We start from the raw sequence: 13136 nt of genomic DNA on the forward strand, positions 1-13136 counted from the left end.
CCTGCAGTGACTGTGGTGTCGAGCATGATCGAGATACCAACGCTGCGTTGAACATTCTCCGATGCGGACGTGCATCGCCAGGTGTGGGAATCTTCCGCCTTTAGGCGGAAGAGGACGTCAACGTACGGGCAGGATTCGACGCATCGCGTTATGCTTGCGCCAGCTTGACAGGCGGGAGCCGCTCGACGATGAACACCACGTTCGCCCCCGGTAGTGCCGCGGCGCCGGTTGCCGGCCCGGCTTCCGACATCCCGACCTTTCGGTCGATCGCCGCCATCGCGGCCGTGCTGCTCGGCGCGATCATCGCGACGCTGACGTCGCGCATCACGTCGCTCGGGCTCGCCGACGTGCGCGGCGCGCTCGGCGTAGGCTTCGACGAAGGCGCGTGGATCAACACCGCGTTTACCGCATCGCAGATGTTCGTCGGGCCGCTCGCGATCGCGGCGGCCTTCATGTTCGGCACGCGCCGCGTGCTGGTCGCGGGCGCCGTCGTGTTTCTCGGCGCCGAAAGCGTGCTGCCGCTCTGCACGCAATTCGGCGCGTTCATCGTGTTCCAGGCCGTCGCGGGGCTCGCGTCGGGCGTGTTCGTGCCGCTGACGGTCGGCTTCGTCGTGCGCACGCTGCCGCCCCGGCTGATTCCGTTCGGCATCGCCGCGTACGCGATGAATCTCGAGATGTCGCTGAACCTGTCGGCCACGCTCGAAGGCTGGTACAGCGAACACCTGAGCTGGCGCTGGCTGTTCTGGCAGAACGCGGCGCTGACCGCGCCGTTCATCGCGTGCCTGATGCTGTCGCTCGCCGACGAGCCGATCAAGCGCTTCGCGTCCGGCATCGATGCGCGCGGGATGCTGCTCGGCGCGGGCGGGTTCGCGTGTCTGTGCATCGCGCTCGACCAGGGCGAACGGCTGTTCTGGTTGCAGTCGCCGCTGATCGTCGCGCTGCTGGCCGTCGGCATCCTGATGGTGGCCGCGTTCCTGATCCACGAACTCGCATCGCCGCGCGCAGGGCTCGATCTCGGCTACCTGGCGCGGCCCAACATCGCACTGCTGATCGTGCTCGTCGGCCTCGTGCGCTTCACTGTGCTCAACACGAGCTTCATCCCGTCGCTGTTCCTCGCCAGCACGTACGGGCTGCGGCCGCTGCAGGTCGGCGATACGCTGCGCTGGATCGCGATGCCGCAGCTGCTGTTCGCGCCATGCGTCGCGCTGCTGCTGCAGCGTTTCGATCCGCGCCGGCTGATCGTCGCCGGCTTCGCGATGGTGGCGATCGCGTTCGCGCTCGGGTCGCGGCTCACGCCGGTCTGGGCCGAGCCCGACTTCATTCCGTCGCAGTTGCTGCAGGCGCTCGGTCAGACGATGGCGCTCACGTCGGTCATCTTCTTCTTCGGCAAGCACGTGACCGCCGAGCATGCGCTGACGTTCGGCGCAGTCGTGCAGACGACGCGCCTGCTGAGCGGGCAGCTCGGCACGACGTCGATCGCGGTGATTCAGCGGATCAGGGAGGCTACGCATTCGAATCTCGTCGGTCTGCATGTGTCGCTGTCGGATCCCGAAACGCTCGAGCGGCTGCGGGTCGGCGCGGCGTCGCTCGTGTCGCACGGCGCCACCTTCGCGACCGGCAACCAGGCCGCCTACGCGCTCGTCGATCGCGCGGTGCGCGTGCAGGCGACCACGCTCGCGCTGGCCGACAACTTCCGCGTGGCGATGGCTTGCGCGCTCGCCGGCGCGCTGATCGGGATGCTGCTGCGGCCGGCGCGTGCGCCGCAAGCGTAGCGCGGCGCGGCTGAAATTTCCTGAAAAATCCTGAACGCCGTCTGCCGCGGCCGCATGCTTGCCGCCGCGGCAGACGGCGCGCTTACGCTTGCAGGAACGCGAGCAACTCGGCGTTGATGCGATCGGCGTTCACGACGCACATGCCGTGCGCGCCGCCCTCGATCACCTTCAGCACCGCGTGCTTGACGATCTTCGACGACAGCCGCGCCGAATCGTCGATCGGCACGATCTGATCGTCGTCGCCGTGCAGCACGAGCGTCGGCACGTCGATCTTCTTCAGGTCGTCGGTGTAGTCGACTTCGGAGAACTCCTTCACGCACAGGTACTGGCCGTGAATGCCGCCCATCATCCCCTGCGACCAGAACGCGTCGATCGTGCCCTGCGACACCTTCGCGTTCGGGCGGTTGAAGCCGAAGAACGGCACGGCGAGATCCTTGTAGAACTGCGAACGGTTCTCCGCGACGTTCTTGCGGATGCCGTCGAATACGTCCATCGGCAGGCCGCCCGGATTGGTCGGCGACTTCACCATCTGCGGCGGCACCGCGCCGATCAGCACGGCCTTCGACACGCGCTTCGTGCCGTGGCGGCCGATATAGCGCGCGACTTCGCCGCCGCCGGTGGAGTGGCCGACGAGGGTTGCGTCGCGCACGTCGAGCGCGTCGAGCAGCGCGGCGAGATCGTCCGCGTACGTGTTCATGTCGTTGCCGTGCGACGGCTGGCTCGAACGGCCGTGGCCGCGGCGGTCATGCGCGATCACGCGATAGCCGTGCTGCACGAGGAACAGCATCTGCGCATCCCAGGCGTCCGCGCACAGCGGCCAGCCGTGCGAGAACACGACCGGCCGGCCGCTGCCCCAGTCCTTGAAGTAGATCTGCGTGCCGTCCTGGGTGGTGATCGTGTTCATCGTGTGCGCTCCTGGGTGGGCTGAAGAAGTGCTGCGGGAAGGCGTGCCGGCCGCGGCCGCCATCGCGGGCAGCGCGGCTGCCGCGACGGCCGTCGCGCCGGCGAGCAGCATGTCGCGGCGGCGGGCCGACGCAACGGCATCGGTCTGTTCGGGATGCATCTGGACTCCTGAGGTATGCGGCGGCGAGGCCGCACGGGATGGTGGATCGGTGGCGGCCGGCCGCGGCCATCCCGCCCGGCAGCCGTCCGGCATGCGCCGCCGCGCGTCGATGGGGGCGCGCGGACGAACGAAGGCCGTCGGCAGCGTATCCCGGCGCGATGCGCGCCGTACTGAAATCCGGCTGAATTTTCTTGAAAGCCGCGGCGCCGCGAGCGGATTTGCCGCGCTACAGAAAAATTAAGCGCGCGACCGGGACTCTTCAGCGAACGGCGACTATCGTCAGCATCGGGTCACCGGCACACGTTGCGCGCCACGCAAACGAGGCCGACCGGCCCGCGCCGCCCGTCACCTGCCTGGATATGCCGCCATGGACGCCTTCAATCGTTGGGAGCACATGATCACGTCGCTCAGGCCGTCGCCCGCCGCGAGCCTTCGGATGATGCCGATGCCGCGCGAGCGGACGGCGGACGGCTCGCGTCGCCCGCATCGGGACGACGCGCCGATACCGTCGAGCGGTGACGTGCGCCGCCGCTGCGCGATCATCGCCGTCGAGCGGCAGACCGATTCGTCGATGCTGGTGTCGTGGAGCGACCCGACGCGCTGCCGCTACGACGAACAACGCTGGATCAGCGCGAAGGCGCGCGGGCGCGGGCTTGGCCGCTGTGCGCTCACCGGGCAGCCGATCCGGGCCGGCGACGCGATCTACAAACCGCAGTGGCGCGGCGAGCGACGCCCCGCGAACTGCCGCGAAATGATTCTCGTGGCGGCGCTCGATCAATTCGTCGCCCGGCAGTCCCGGGCATGACGCACGGCGCCGCCTGCTTCGGGCGCGTTTGCGTTTGCGTCTGCGGACGCGGCGTCCCTACTCGAAAGGAACCCTCATGAGCACGTTCACCACCCGCGACGGCGTGTCGATTCACTACAAGGACTGGGGCACGGGACGGCCGGTCGTGTTCATTCACGGCTGGCCGCTGAATGCCGACATGTGGGACGTGCAGATGCATCATCTCGCGTCGCACGGCCTGCGCTGCATCGCGTACGACCGGCGCGGCTTCGGGCGGTCCGATCAACCGTGGAGCGGATACGACTACGACACGCTGGCCGACGATCTCGCGACGCTGCTCGAGACGCTCGACCTGCATGACGTGACGCTCGTCGGCTTTTCGATGGGCGGCGGCGAGGTGGCGCGCTACATCGGCCGGCACGGCACGCACCGCATCGCGAAGGCGGTGCTGATCGGTTCGGTGACGCCGCTCGTCGCGCGCCGCGACGATCATCCGGAAGGCGTGGACGTCGCGGTATTCGACGGCATTCGCGCCGGCATCGTGGCCGATCGCGCGGCATTTTTCGACGGCTTCTGGCCGCTGTTTACCGGATCGAACCGCGACGGCTCGACGGTGTCGCGCGCAGCGCTCGACTGGACGTCGTTCATGGCGCTGCAGGGCGGCCTGAAGGGCACGCTCGATTGCGTCCGCGCGTTTTCCGAGACCGATTTCCGCGCCGACCTGCAACGATTCGACGTGCCGACGCGCGTGATTCACGGCGACGACGACCAGACGGCGCCGCTCGCGCTGACGGGCGCCGCCACGGCGAAACGCATCCCGCATGCGACGCTGAGCGTTTACGAAGGCGGCCCGCATGCGCTCTACCTGACGCACGCGGTCAGGCTGAACGACGAGTTGCTGGCGTTTGCGCAGGCCTGAGCCTGCGACGCCGGACGGAGGCGCACGCAAATAAGCCGACGAATATTCGACCGACCCAATAGAAGGGCCTGAAAATAAACCGGCCGGTCGAATCAAAACGAAAATGCGCCGCATTGCGCTGATCGAAAAACCTTTCGTCTGATATATCGAAATCGCATTCATGGACGCATGCACGATTTGCACGTGAAACGTGCGCGGCCCTGCCGCATTTCGGTGCGTGCGCGCAAAGCGGCGCGGCGCCTCGTGGCGGCGTTTTTTTCGTCATTTCAAAAAATTCGTGCCGTTCATTCTGATAATTTGAATCATTCGACCATGCAAATACCGTAGCATTGATGCCGAACCGGCACCCTATTTCAGTCGGGGCGCCGTTAAATGTCACCCTCAAGAAATTCTCATGATCCGGATTGGCACACTTCACGTTTTTCTCGACAGACGTGAAATTCGTTCGAACGGCCAGCTGCTGCGCATCGGCAGCCGCGCATTCGAAATTCTCGAGCTGTTGATTCGGGCGAACGGTGCGCTGGTATCGAAAGACGACATCATGCAGCGCGTATGGCCGCACACCGTGGTCGAGGAAAACAACCTGCAGGTGCACATCGCTTCGCTGCGCAAGGCGCTGGCCGGCGACCGGAACCTGATCGTGACGGTGCCCGGTCGCGGCTATCGGCTGGTCGTCGGGCAGGACGACGGCGACGCGCCCGTGCGTCCCGCGATGTGGCGGCCGGCCGCCGCGCCGAGCGCGTTGTTCGGCCGCGAACAGACGGTCGCCGACGTGCTGGCCGCCCTGCAGAGCGCGCGCGTCGTGACGCTGGTCGGCGCGGGCGGCATCGGCAAGACGCGCATCGCGGTCGAAGCGGCCGCGCGCGCCGACGCGCGCTTTCCGGAAGGCACCGTATTCGTTTCGCTCGCCACCGTCGCGTGTCCGCGCTTCGTGCCGGACGCGCTCGCCGGCGCGTTCGGCATCACGCAGTCGATCGGGTCGCTGACGCTCGAAGCGGTGCTCGCCAGCGTCGCGCGTCGCCGGATGCTGCTCGTGCTCGACAATTGCGAGCATCTGCTCGACGCCGCCGCGCAGATCGCGAGCGCGCTCACCGATGCGGACGACGGGCTGTGCGTGCTCGCGACGAGCCGGGAAGCGCTGCGCATCCACGGCGAGCGCGTGTGCCCGGTGCCGCCGCTCGACGTACCCGACGAAGGTGCCGGCGATCACGAGGCGATGAATGCGAGCGCGGTGCAGTTGTTCGCGGCGCGCGCCCGCGCGGCCGATCCGCGTTTTCCGCTCGATGCGCGCAGCCTGTCGTTGATGGCGTCGGTCTGCCGTCGCCTCGACGGCCTGCCGCTCGCGATCGAGCTGGCCGCGGCCCGTGCCGCCGTGCTGGGCATCGACGTGCTGGCCGCTCATCTCGACGATCACTTTCGGCTGCTGACCGGCGGCTTTCGCACCGCGTTGCCGCGCCATCAGACGCTGCAGGCGATGTACGACTGGAGCTACCGGTTGCTCGGGGAAGCCGAGCGCCTGCTGCTGCGATGGCTCGGCGTGTTCCGCGACGGCTTCTCGATCGAGGCCGTGCGCGAGGTCGTCGGCGCCAACGGGCCGGCCGGCGCCGACCTGCTCGATACGATCGCCGGCCTCGTGTCGAAGTCGCTGCTGATCCTCGAGACCGCGCACGGCGCGCCGCGCTACCGGCTGCTGACCACCACGCGGGCCTACGCGCAACAGCAGCTCGACAGTCACGGCGAGGCGGCGGCTGCCGCGCGCGCGCATGCGACCTACTTCCTCGCGTTGTTCCGGCGCGCGACCCACGGCGGCGACGAACCAGGCAGCGAGGCGGATGGCGAGGCGGGTCGCACGACCCGGCTCGATGTGGTGCGGCGCGAGCTCGGCAATCTGCGTGCCGCGCTCGACTGGGCATTTTCGGCGCATGGCGACGCGGCGCTCGGCATCGCGCTCGCGGCCGTCGCGGTGCCTTGCCTGTTCGATCTGTCGCTCGTCGACGAATGTCGCGAGCGGGCGCGTGTCGCGCTCGATACGATGCGCGACGCGGATGCGACCCCGGTGTCCGACGATGCGCGCGTGCGATTGCTGGCCGCGTATGCGGCTGCGCTCGCGCATACGGCAGGGTCGACCGAGGTCGTGCATGACGCGTGGTCGGAAGTGCACGCGCTCGGACTCGATGCGGCCGAGGCCGAGCTGCCGTCGCGCGAGTCGTGACGCCGGGTTCGTGCGCGTCAGTCATGTTTCAGAACGATTCAGCCTGGTTACAGGACAGCGGCAGGCGGCACGCGTAGATTGCCTGAACGGAGGGCGCCGGTACCCCGTCGGCACGCGTGCGCGCCGACCCCGTGCGCTCGCCGACATCGCGCGACCCCACTGAACGCCGGCGCGGTGAAACGCCCGGCGTGCGCGTCGCCGTGCATCTCGCTCAACCGACAAACCGCCGCATGAAACCTGACCCATCCGACCTTTCCCGTCACGCGACCGATCTCGGCCTGCTGTTCCTGCGGGTCGCCGCCAGCGTGCTGCTGCTCGTGGTGCACGGCTTGCCGAAGATCGTGCATTACACGGCCGAAGCCGCGGCCATCGAGGATCCGTTCCATCTCGGCCGCACGCTGTCGATCCTGTTCGCGATCTTCGCGGAGGTCGTGTGCCCGATCTTCATGATCGTCGGCCTGTACCCGAGGCTGGCGGCGCTGCCGGTGATGATCGTCACGCTCGTCGCGCTGGTGTTCGTCCACCCGGACTGGCCGCTGCGCGATGCGCAGTTCGCGTGGATGCTGCTGATCCTGTTCGGCACGATCGCGATCGCGGGCGCCGGCCGCTATGTGTTGACGGTACCGTTGCCGGGCGTCGTGCGTCGGCGTAGCTAGCCGCAATCGGCACGACGGCGGCCAGCACGCGATGTGCCCGATGATTCCGTGCCCGCGACGACCCACGTGCTGCCGCTCCCACTCTTTCGCGCGCCGCGCTTGCGATCCGACATGTTGAATTTCTCCGATACGGTGCTCTACGGCGCGCCGATCATGCTGGCCGATCTCGCCGCGTGGCGGCTGTTCGGGCGCGATCGCCCCGTGGCGCGCGCCATCCGGCGCTGTGCGGCGTTCGCCGCGCTGAGCGCCGTGCTGTTCGCGACCGGCGTCAGCCCGCTCGCCGTTCCCGCGTCGAGCGGCGGGCTTGACCGGATCGTGGTCCAGGCCATCTGCATTGCCTGGTGGCTCCAGTGCGCGATCGTGTTCAGTCTGCTGATCAATCATCTGCTGCTGCCGCGTGCGTGGCGCAACCAGCGGCTCTTTCACGACATCGCCGAAGGCATCGTGTTCGGCGCTGCCGCGGTGGCCGCGCTGGGCTACGTGCTCGGCCTGCCGTTGAGCGGCCTGGTCGCGACCTCCGGCGCCGTCGCGGTGATCCTCGGTCTCGCGCTCCAGAACACGCTGAACGACGTGTTCTCGGGGCTCGTGCTGAACACCACGCAACCGTTCAAGCTCGACGATACGGTCTCCATCGGCGAGCTCGAAGGGCGGATCGTCGAAAGCAACTGGCGTTCGACGAAGCTGATCGACAGCCTCGGCAACCTGGTCGTCGTGCCGAACAGCGCGGCGGCGCGGGCCACCATCGTGAACCTCAGCGAGCCGGCCGGCCTGCACGGCGTCACGCTCGCGCTCGAGCTCGATCCGGCGGTGCGGCCGGCCGTCGCCGTCGGCGCACTGGAGCGCGCCGCGGCGAGTTCGCTCGACGTGCTCGCGCGCCCCGCGCCGATCGCCGTCGTGAAGGCGTTCCGCGCGAACGCGATCCAGTACGAGCTCGTCTGCTACGTCGACGCACTGCAGAAGAAAACGACCGTGCGCAACGCGCTCTACGATCTCGCGCATCGGCATCTGGCCGCGGCGGGCGTCGCTTGGCGGCCGCTCGTGGGCCCTGCGCCGGCATCCGCATCGTCATCGACATCGACATCGCAAGGGCATCCGGTATCGCGTCGGCTGCTGCTGTTGCGCGCGGTCGAATTGTTCGCGCGCGTCGACGACGACGATCTGGCCGTGCTGGCCGATGCGCTGATATCGCGTTCGTTCGGCAAGGGCGACGTGATCTATGCGTCGAATTCGGAGTCGCGCGTGCTGACGATCGTCGAATCGGGCATTGCTGCCGTGTTCGTGCCGGGCGCGTCCGGCGATGTCGAAGTCCGGCGGATGGCGCCGGGCGATGCGATCGGGCAGTCGGTCGTGCTCGCCGGCACGCGGCTTCACGCGACCGTTCACGCGGTGACCGCGATGACCGTGCATCAGCTTCGCAGCGAGGATCTGTCGGCGTTGATCGGCAGGAAGCCGGCGCTCGGCAGGCTGATGTGCGAGTCGGTCATCGAACATCTCGCGACCGAGGAAAGGATGATGATTCCGCCGGTCGAGAAGGCGCACGCGGGATTCAGCCTGATCGGGTGGCTCGAGAAGGAAATGAAGCGGCTGCACGATTCGCTCGGTTGACGCACGACGCGGATCGCGAGGGGCCGCCGGCGGGGAGGGGATGGGCGTGCGCTTTCTTTCACGGCGCGTGGCGCCGTGCCGGGGCGATCCATGATGCGCGCGATGCCGGCCGTCAGTTATCGACGGGCGGCCGGGCGGCCGCGTGTGCGGCCCCGGCGTGCCGGCGGGCCGTGAACGGGCGCGTCAATCCGGCGTCGTGAAACGCTCGACGAGATCGGGCTGGTCGAGTTGCTCGACCCACCAGTGCAGCGCGCGGCCCGCTTCGTCGCCGCGCCACGCGAGATAGCAGTGCGTGGTATCGCGCATGCCCGTCACCTGGCGCGCGACGAGCTTGCCGTCGGCGATCGCGCGCGCCGCGATGCATTCCGGCAGGGTGCCGACCGCGAGCCCTTCGCATTGCGCTTCCAGTTTTGCTGCCAATGTCGGTACCGCAAGGTACGGCTGCCCCGCATCGATCGCGACCGACTGCGGCTGCAATTCGCGCGACGTATCGCTGATCACCGCGCCGCGATACTGGACGACCGACGCCATCGCCAGCGGTTCGGGCAGCGACGCGAGCGGATGGGACGGCGCGACCGCAAACACGTGCTTGAGCGAGCCGATCGGCCGCGCGATGATGCCCGGCAATTCCGGCGGTTCGCCCGCCGCGCCGACGACGAGATCGGCCCGACGCGAAATCAGTGCATCCCATGCGCCGCCGAGCACTTCGGTCGACAGCCGCAGCCGCGTGTCCATCCCGAGTGCGTAGAACCGGTGGACGTACGGCCACAGCGCGTCGAACGGCAGGATTTCGTCGATGCAGACGCGCACTTCCGTTTCCCAGCCCTGTTGCGCACGCAGCGCCTTCAGTTCGAGTTGTTCGGCCGCGCGCAGCAGGCGCCGGCCTTCCTCGACGACGATGCGTCCCGCATGCGTGAGCTTCGCGCGCCGTCCGCTGCGGTCGAACAGCGCCACGCCGAGATCGCTTTCGAGTTTCTGCACCAGGTAGGTCAGCGCCGAGGGCACGCGATGCAGCAGTTCCGCTGCTTCGGCAAAGGTGCCGGTGCGGTCGATCGCGTCCAGGGCTTCGAGCGCTTCGAATGACAGCTTCATCGCTAATTCCGGGAGGGGGTGGCTGGCGCATCATACCAGTGCCGGTACGGCGCGGGCAGCGCGCGTCACCGCGATTTGCTAGAGTGGCAGAACCCATCATTCGCCTCCCTGTGTTGCCCCATGGCCACCTCTCAGCCGGACACCGCATCCTCCGATTTCATCCCGGCCGACGTCAGGCAGACCGTCGTCACGCAAGCATTGCCGAACGGGCAAATCGGTATCGTCCGACTCAAGACCTTGCGCAGGAACATGGGGCTGACCGCACCCTATGAACTCGAGAATACGGATCTCATCGTATTGCAGTTGCGTCCGTTCGGCGAACAGGATCTGTGGCTCGATGGCCGCCCCGCACCGTTCGTCCCGTATGGCGCGGGAACCGTGTCGATCTACGATCTCGACCGTCGCTGGGTGGCCGACCTCCAGGGTGCGTTCGATTGCCTGCATTTCCATCTGCCGCGCCACACGCTCGAGGAAACGGTCGACGACCTCGGCGGCCGGCAGCGGCCGCAGCTTTATCTGCCGCCGCATCTGAGCACCCACGACTCGATCATCCACTCGCTCGGACACGCGCTGCTGCCCGCGCTGGCCCGGCCGGACGAAGCGTCGCAGCTCTTCATCGATCACGTGGGGCTGGCGTTTCAGGCACACGTCGCTCGCCGTTACGGCGGCATCAGCGAACGGCGGGAAAGGTCGGACGGCAAGCTCACGCCGTCGCAGGCGCGCCGCGCGAAGGAGCTGTTGCTCCAGCACCTCGACGGCAACATCGGGCTGGCCGACGTGGCGAGCGCGTGCGGGCTGTCTCGCAGTCATTTCATCAAGGCGTTCCATCGAACGACCGGGCTGCCGCCGCATCGCTGGCTCATCGTGCAGCGCGTCGAGCGCGCGAAGGAATGGATGCGCAACCCGAACGTGCCGATGAGCATGATCGCCCTGGCATGCGGCTTCGCCGATCAGAGCCATTTCTCGCGAACGTTTACGCGGTTGACCGGTGTCACGCCTCGCCGGTGGCGCGCGGACCACACGTGATCGTCGCGAGGCGGAGGCGGGGCGCGCCGGTCCGTCGCGACGTGCACGGCGCCTACGCGTAGAAGTCGATCAGCGTGTCGAGATTGCGTTGCGCGCACGGCTCGAGCGGCGCGAATTCCGCCGAGCGAAACAGTGGAACCTGCTCGCGCAGATGGTCGAGCGCCTGCTTGCGGCCGATGCGGAAGCTTGCCGACGGCGCATCGGGATCCTGCGCCCATTCGCGCGCGATCGCACGGTCGTATTCGCGAAGCCGGTCGGGCGCGGCCGCGAGGATCGCGAGATCGGCGTCGAGAAAAAGCTGCCCTGCGCGCTGCAATGCCGGATCGGCGGCGAACGTTTCAGGCAGCCGGTGCGACTGCGTCGCGAGGACGAGCTCGGATGCAACGGACACATGCGATGCGTGCGCGTGCAACCATGACGCGGTACAGTGCGTGTTCGTAACCTGCGCGAGCCATCGTGCGCTGCGCGCTTCGTTGTCCGCGTAATCCGGCAGCGTCGTCGCGTAGACGACATCGTGGGCCCATACCGCAAGCTCGATGGCCGGCCACAGCGGTTGCGCGCGATACGGCGCGAGGTGCGCGAACAGTTCCGCCAGATGCGCGAGCGTGTGATAGAAGCGCTGCGGCTCGCCATAGGCGTGCGCGACGAGCGGCCACACGGCCGCCGTGCCGAAGCAGGCGTCGCAGGCGGCGCGCAGCGTGCGCTCGATATCGGGGGTGACGGCGTTCATGGCGGCGATCGGCTCGGGCGGACGATGCGCGCAGCATAACAAACGCGGGACGTGCAGGCGCGCAACTTGCGCGCGAGCACGGGCCGCACCACTTCGGAGGTTTCCATGAAACGACGCTGGCCGCGACAACCGATGCTCGCGATAGGTGTGTTCGCAACGTTCGGGCTGCACGCAGCCGTCGCATCGGCGGCGCCCGAGGTCTCGATCAACCGCGCCGATTACGGGACGACCGCGACCGGGCAGGCGGTGAGCCAGTACACGCTCGCGAATCGGCACGGCGTGACGCTGAAAGTCATCACGTACGGCGGCATCGTGACCGCGCTCGACGTGCCGGACCGCACCGGCCACGTGGCCGACATCGTGCTCGGCTTCGATTCGCTGCACGACTACGAAGCGCACAACGGCAACATCCATTTCGGCGCGCTGATCGGCCGGTATGCGAACCGCATTGCGGGCGGGCGTTTCGCGCTCGACGGCAGGACGTGGAGGCTGCCGGTCAACGACGGGCCGAACACGCTGCACGGCGGCCCCGACAGTTTCGACGCGAAGGTGTGGAAGGTCACCGGCACGCACAGCGACGCGGCCGGTTCGAGCGTCACGCTGCGCTACGTGAGCCCCGACGGCGAGAACGGCTTCCCCGGCACGTTGACGACGGACGTGACCTACACGCTGACCCGCGACGACCAGATCCGCATCGACTACCGCGCGACGACCGACCAGGACACGGTCGTCAACCTGACCAACCACAGCTACTTCAATCTGGCGGGGCAGGCGGGCGGCAGCGTCGAGCGGCAACTGATCGAGATCGCCGCGTCGCGTTTCACGCCGACCGACGACACGTCGATTCCGACCGGGCAACTGGCGAGCGTCGCGGGCACGCCGATGGATCTGCGCCAGTTGACGCCGATCGGCGCGCATTTACGCGATGCGTATCCGCAGCTCGCGATCGCGCATGGCTACGACCAGAACTGGGTGCTGGACCAGGGCGGCCAGCCGGCGCCGGCGTTTGCCGCGCGCGCTTACGATCCGGCGTCCGGGCGTTTCCTCGAGCTGTACACGACGCAGCCGGGGCTGCAGTTCTATACGGCCAACGGGTTGAACGGCAGCGTCGCGGGCAAGGGCGGGACGGCCTACCGGCAAACCGATGCGTTCGCGCTGGAAGCCGAGCATTTCCCCGATTCGCCGAATCATCCGGCCTTCCCGTCGACGGCGCTCAAGCCGGGCGAGACGCTGCACGAAGTGACGGTGTGGCGGGTGGGCGCGCGATGAGCGGCGGC

The 13136-nt window shown here is 68.0% G+C and carries 13 protein-coding genes; 10 read left to right on the forward strand and 3 right to left on the reverse strand.

The window, feature by feature from the left end; translation table 11 throughout:
* Positions 1–104: zinc ribbon domain-containing protein (locus tag HWW87_RS36345; RefSeq protein WP_175824307.1), on the forward strand; the 104-nt coding region annotated here is incomplete at its 5' end.
* 84 nt (positions 105–188) lie between these two features.
* Positions 189–1772: an MFS transporter gene (locus HWW87_RS36350; protein WP_175824308.1), complete on the forward strand. Its 1584-nt coding sequence runs from the start codon at positions 189–191 to the stop codon at positions 1770–1772.
* 82 nt (positions 1773–1854) lie between these two features.
* Here the strand turns inward: HWW87_RS36350 and HWW87_RS36355 are convergent, their stop codons facing one another.
* Positions 1855–2676: an alpha/beta hydrolase gene (locus HWW87_RS36355; protein ID WP_244107413.1), complete on the reverse strand. Its 822-nt coding sequence runs from the start codon at positions 2674–2676 to the stop codon at positions 1855–1857.
* Between HWW87_RS36355 and HWW87_RS37365 the strand changes: the two genes are divergently transcribed.
* From HWW87_RS37365 to HWW87_RS36380, 6 genes are all read left to right on the forward strand, one after another.
* Positions 2648–3076 carry a hypothetical protein gene (locus HWW87_RS37365; protein WP_244107414.1) on the forward strand — a complete coding sequence of 143 codons (429 nt, stop codon included), beginning with the start codon at positions 2648–2650 and terminating at the stop codon, positions 3074–3076. The two genes, HWW87_RS36355 and HWW87_RS37365, sit on opposite strands and share 29 nt — an antisense overlap.
* 126 nt (positions 3077–3202) lie before the next feature.
* Positions 3203–3640, forward strand: coding sequence for a DUF3331 domain-containing protein (locus tag HWW87_RS36360; protein ID WP_175824310.1), 438 nt, complete (start codon positions 3203–3205; stop codon positions 3638–3640).
* Between the two features lie 76 nt (positions 3641–3716).
* Entirely contained in the window at positions 3717–4538 is an 822-nt protein-coding gene (locus tag HWW87_RS36365) for an alpha/beta hydrolase (RefSeq protein WP_175824311.1), read from the forward strand.
* Positions 4539–4932: 394 nt separating this feature from the next.
* Positions 4933–6750: a winged helix-turn-helix domain-containing protein gene (locus HWW87_RS36370; RefSeq protein WP_175824312.1), complete on the forward strand. Its 1818-nt coding sequence runs from the start codon at positions 4933–4935 to the stop codon at positions 6748–6750.
* A 230-nt stretch (positions 6751–6980) separates the two neighbouring features.
* Positions 6981–7406, forward strand: coding sequence for a DoxX family protein (locus tag HWW87_RS36375; RefSeq protein WP_175824313.1), 426 nt, complete (start codon positions 6981–6983; stop codon positions 7404–7406).
* Between the two features lie 111 nt (positions 7407–7517).
* Complete coding sequence (locus HWW87_RS36380; RefSeq protein WP_175824314.1) at positions 7518–9011, forward strand: mechanosensitive ion channel family protein; 1494 nt, start codon at positions 7518–7520, stop codon at positions 9009–9011.
* A gap of 183 nt (positions 9012–9194) precedes the next feature.
* On the opposite strand, the gene HWW87_RS36385 is transcribed toward HWW87_RS36380, so the two are convergent.
* A complete protein-coding gene (locus HWW87_RS36385) occupies positions 9195–10103 on the reverse strand; it encodes a LysR family transcriptional regulator (protein WP_175824315.1) in 909 nt (302 codons plus the stop codon).
* Between the two features lie 120 nt (positions 10104–10223).
* Between HWW87_RS36385 and HWW87_RS36390 the strand changes: the two genes are divergently transcribed.
* Positions 10224–11129 carry an AraC family transcriptional regulator gene (locus HWW87_RS36390; protein ID WP_175824316.1) on the forward strand — a complete coding sequence of 302 codons (906 nt, stop codon included), beginning with the start codon at positions 10224–10226 and terminating at the stop codon, positions 11127–11129.
* Between the two features lie 52 nt (positions 11130–11181).
* Here the strand turns inward: HWW87_RS36390 and HWW87_RS36395 are convergent, their stop codons facing one another.
* Positions 11182–11859, reverse strand: coding sequence for a hypothetical protein (locus tag HWW87_RS36395; RefSeq protein WP_175824317.1), 678 nt, complete (start codon positions 11857–11859; stop codon positions 11182–11184).
* A 105-nt stretch (positions 11860–11964) separates the two neighbouring features.
* On the opposite strand from HWW87_RS36395, the gene HWW87_RS36400 reads away from it, so the two are divergent.
* Positions 11965–13128 (forward strand): aldose epimerase family protein, encoded by a 1164-nt coding sequence (locus HWW87_RS36400; RefSeq protein WP_175824318.1) that lies wholly within the window; start codon positions 11965–11967, stop codon positions 13126–13128.
* Positions 13129–13136: the final 8 nt, after the last annotated feature.

Source organism: Burkholderia sp. BCC0419 (assembly GCF_902830285.1).
Classification (GTDB): Bacteria; Pseudomonadota; Gammaproteobacteria; order Burkholderiales; family Burkholderiaceae; genus Burkholderia.

Bases quoted from the DNA above. Each gene is read 5' to 3' on its own strand.
- HWW87_RS36355 (WP_244107413.1), bottom strand. From the start codon at position 2,676: ATGAACACGATCACCACCCAGGACGGCACGCAGATCTACTTCAAGGAC.
- HWW87_RS36350 (WP_175824308.1), top strand. From the start codon at position 189: ATGAACACCACGTTCGCCCCCGGTAGTGCCGCGGCGCCGGTTGCCGGC.
- HWW87_RS36385 (WP_175824315.1), bottom strand. From the start codon at position 10,103: ATGAAGCTGTCATTCGAAGCGCTCGAAGCCCTGGACGCGATCGACCGC.
- HWW87_RS36390 (WP_175824316.1), top strand. From the start codon at position 10,224: ATGGCCACCTCTCAGCCGGACACCGCATCCTCCGATTTCATCCCGGCC.
- HWW87_RS36395 (WP_175824317.1), bottom strand. From the start codon at position 11,859: ATGAACGCCGTCACCCCCGATATCGAGCGCACGCTGCGCGCCGCCTGC.
- HWW87_RS36400 (WP_175824318.1), top strand. From the start codon at position 11,965: ATGAAACGACGCTGGCCGCGACAACCGATGCTCGCGATAGGTGTGTTC.
- HWW87_RS36370 (WP_175824312.1), top strand. From the start codon at position 4,933: ATGATCCGGATTGGCACACTTCACGTTTTTCTCGACAGACGTGAAATT.
- HWW87_RS36365 (WP_175824311.1), top strand. From the start codon at position 3,717: ATGAGCACGTTCACCACCCGCGACGGCGTGTCGATTCACTACAAGGAC.
- HWW87_RS36380 (WP_175824314.1), top strand. From the start codon at position 7,518: ATGTTGAATTTCTCCGATACGGTGCTCTACGGCGCGCCGATCATGCTG.
- HWW87_RS36375 (WP_175824313.1), top strand. From the start codon at position 6,981: ATGAAACCTGACCCATCCGACCTTTCCCGTCACGCGACCGATCTCGGC.
- HWW87_RS36360 (WP_175824310.1), top strand. From the start codon at position 3,203: ATGGACGCCTTCAATCGTTGGGAGCACATGATCACGTCGCTCAGGCCG.